Below are 1604 nucleotides of genomic sequence, written 5' to 3'. Positions count from 1 at the left end.
GTCGGTAATCGGCAAACGTTATACGTCATACCAGACCAGGCCGGTCCATCCATGGACACGGCTTAACTAAAAAGCAAGTAAATAAAAATTTTAGTTAATTGAGGATGATTTGATGAAGAAGTTATTAATATTTTTTATAGTTCTTTTACTTTATAGTTATTGTTTTGCCGGTGGTTTTTTAAATGAACTGGAAGATAAAAATATAATGATAATTGAAAACCAATCTTTTTGGGTGACCTTAGAAAATTGGGGGAAAGTGCAGTTTCTTTCCTGCGAAGATGAAGATAATAAACTCATATTTTATATAGCAAATGAAAAAGGTTATATTATTTATAAATTCCCAGATTTTCTAGGGAATGATTGGTATTTGTATGAATTAAAGGCCGTTTCTTTTAAGGATGTAAATAAGGATGGGTTGAAAGATATAGTCATAATTGCGGATTATATGACCGGTATAGGAAATGAGGGGGCAATTCCATTCCCAGTATGTGGTATCTACTTTCAGAAGGGGGAAAAATTTATTGACCTTCCGGAACTGAACGAGGAAATTAACGGTGTCGGGCAAAACACAGACATCTCAACAGTAATGAAATTTACGAATTCAAAATTAAAACAGATTGATGAGATGTTAAAAAAATATTGATTATGATGACCTATTTGAAAGTCGCCAGCTAACCATCCATGGTTCAGCTGGCATGAATGTTGAAAGGGTAGAATGTCTGGTACGACGTATAACAACAGGGTTCCCGGCTTCGTTCCCTTCGGTCACTCCGGCCCATATTGCCGGGCCTAAGCCAAGTCTGGACGGCACCTCCTTCACCAAGTGCAAGCACTAGGGTTCAGTTGGTGCCTCTAAGGCCCGGCAACATCGGGAACCCGAAACGTTAGGCGTCATATGGTCCTTAGGACGCGGCCATCGTGGCCGCTAATAATCTTAAATTAAGGTGAAAGATATGAATATAAAAAGGATAATCCAGAGTACTGAATATCCTGAATATATTAAGGAGTATATTTTAAAAACTTACGAAGAAAATCCCGATTTATTTTTAATGGAATTAAGAAAAGCTGAAAACAGTTCAAAAAGACCTGGTATGGGTAATAAAAAGTATAATTTGTGGATTGCTGCTAATAATGCCTACATAAAAAAAGAAGCAAAATTTAAGCCAGGATTATTTGAATGTTATTATTGCCGTATGGATTTATCTACTATTCCTGCAGAAAATGTTAGATTTGAACATTTTATTCCAAAGATGCATGTTACCGCAAATATAGTCCAAGCCTGTAAATGGTGTGATAAGTTTAAAAGGGATCGTACGCCAGAAGATTTTGAAAGCATTATTATTGATGAAGAAAATGTTAAAAAAGATAAATATGCGAAGACCAATGTAGAAAGAAAGAAACTAATAGAGTTTGCTCCTTTGGTAGCTTGTCATAGTATGGGTAATAGCAACCCTATATGGATAGATAAAATGATAGAAATAGCAAGTAGAAATTATGGAGTAGATTTAAGTAATGTTCACCCAAGACAAGTTCGATGGAGATATTATGAGCTGTTTAGGAAAAAATGGTATCAAAAATAGTTATTTAGGGCTTACTGAAAAACG

At 35.3% G+C, this 1604-nt stretch carries 2 protein-coding genes; both read left to right on the top strand.

The features are described 5' to 3' along the window. Window positions 1-112: 112 nt before the first annotated feature. Window positions 113-643: a hypothetical protein gene (locus tag G5B42_RS11440; protein WP_181340604.1), complete on the top strand. Its 531-nt coding sequence runs from the start codon at window positions 113-115 to the stop codon at window positions 641-643. A gap of 301 nt (window positions 644-944) precedes the next feature. Then, window positions 945-1580 (top strand): hypothetical protein, encoded by a 636-nt coding sequence (locus G5B42_RS11435; RefSeq protein WP_231133555.1) that lies wholly within the window; start codon window positions 945-947, stop codon window positions 1578-1580. The last annotated feature ends 24 nt before the right edge of the window (window positions 1581-1604 follow it).

The sequence above is a fragment of the Capillibacterium thermochitinicola genome (assembly GCF_013664685.1).
In the GTDB taxonomy this organism is placed as follows: domain Bacteria; phylum Bacillota; class UBA4882; order UBA10575; family UBA10575; genus Capillibacterium; species Capillibacterium thermochitinicola.
Note: the sequence above shows the minus strand (reverse complement) of the source record. Positions and strands in the feature narration are given on the sequence as shown.

What these genes read in the sequence shown, in the direction of transcription:
- G5B42_RS11440 (WP_181340604.1), top strand. Translation starts at nt 113, where the DNA reads ATGAAGAAGTTATTAATATTTTTTATAGTTCTTTTACTTTATAGTTAT.